The organism is Mesorhizobium sp. M7A.F.Ca.US.014.04.1.1 (assembly GCF_003998745.1).
GTDB classification, from domain to species: Bacteria; Pseudomonadota; Alphaproteobacteria; order Rhizobiales; family Rhizobiaceae; genus Mesorhizobium; species Mesorhizobium ciceri.
On the sequence record NZ_RZRW01000985.1, the window covers coordinates 1 to 1338 of the forward strand.

2 protein-coding genes and 1 pseudogene are annotated in these 1338 nt (G+C 64.8%); 1 reads left to right on the forward strand and 2 read right to left on the reverse strand.

Features of this window, described 5'->3' with window-relative positions:
- A partial coding sequence (locus EOA22_RS33800; RefSeq protein ID WP_127390624.1) for a tetratricopeptide repeat protein occupies positions 1 to 397 on the reverse strand: 397 nt, incomplete at its 3' end.
- Positions 398 to 580: 183 nt separating this feature from the next.
- On the opposite strand from EOA22_RS33800, the pseudogene EOA22_RS33805 reads away from it, so the two are divergent.
- A pseudogene (locus EOA22_RS33805) lies at positions 581 to 1036 on the forward strand (EAL domain-containing protein); the annotation flags it as partial.
- Positions 1037 to 1067: 31 nt separating this feature from the next.
- Here EOA22_RS33805 and EOA22_RS33810 read toward each other — a convergent pair.
- Positions 1068 to 1338 (reverse strand): Kazal-type serine protease inhibitor domain-containing protein (locus EOA22_RS33810; protein ID WP_281040811.1); only part of this gene is annotated, 271 nt, incomplete at its 5' end.

The following is a 1338-nucleotide window of genomic DNA, read 5'->3' on the forward strand; positions in this document are numbered from 1 at the left end:
CATGAAATGGGTTGCGTGCAACCGTGCCGCGATAAATCTCTTCGGCCTCTTCGAACTGGCCGACCTGTTTCAGCGATGAGCCGAGATTGTCGCGCGCCGCGAGTTGGTCCGGCCGCAGATCCACTGCGCCGCGGAAGAAATCGATGGCCGCAGCAGGGCGGCCGAGGTCGCGCATCACCGTACCGAAATTGTTGAGGAAATCGGGATTCGTCGGCTGCAGGCTCACCGACCGTTCGATGAGATCCAGCCCTTCTTCGCTGCGCCCGGTCTGGTGAAGCAGCAGTCCCAGGAAATGCGCCGCGGCCGCGTGCTTGGGCTGACGCGCCAGCACCTGCCGGTAGATCGTCTCAGCCTCTTGCCGGCGCCCGGCCTGATGCAGTTGCAACGCCTGCTGCACATACTGGTCGAGGCCCAGCGGCGGCTGTCCGCCTGCGCCAGACCTGGCTCCCGCACCCGCCGCTCGTCTTTGATCTCTGTTGATGGGAAACCTACCGTGTTTTATCCGCCTGTGGCGATCTAGGCCATCGGCGCCGCAGGTTCAAGGCTTCGCTTGCTGTCTCGTCCTTTCGTCGGTGCGGAAAGATCAAATCAGCACACCGCGATCCGGCCCCAGCAAATCTGGCTCGAGGCCACGGAGCGCGCGTTCATCGATATCAACTCGGCCCGCTCAACGCTCGTTCGTGCCCGCGAACTTGGCCACGCAGTGGCAATCGACGACTTCGGCACCGGCTACTCCAGCCTGTCCTATCTCGAGGGGCTGCCGCTCGATGCGCTCCTAATCGACAAATCGTTCATCGATACGATCAGCACGAATTCCGCCACCAATTCCGTCACCGCGCATATCATCGACATGGCCAAGACACTAAAGCTGAAGATCGTTGCCGAAGGCGGGGAAACGCAGGCGCTGGCCGACCACCTCGCGGCACGCGACGTCGACTACGGCCAGGGCCGGCTGTTTGCCAGACCCATGCCCGCGTCCGAGTTCATCGCCGACTGTGTTCATCGCCGACTGTCGCCAGGTGAGCCGACGGCTTGATGCTTGTCGTCCTCAACGAGGCGCAGCGTTCTCAGCACGGCCCGTCGCCAACGACGCGATAGTCCGCGGCACGGGCTTCGCAGGAATTGGGGAAGGTGCGCATCTCGCCATGCCGGCGCGCGCACACCGGCGCATATTCGCGGGTGCAGAACGTCTGCTCTTCACCACCGCCGCCGCCGCCACCGCCGCCACCGTCGCGGCACGGACCGTCGCGCACGATGCGGTAGCCGGCCCGGCCGGCAAGACAGGCATTGGCGAAGGTCTCGCGATCGCCGCCGCGCCGCGCACAGACCGGCTCGGAC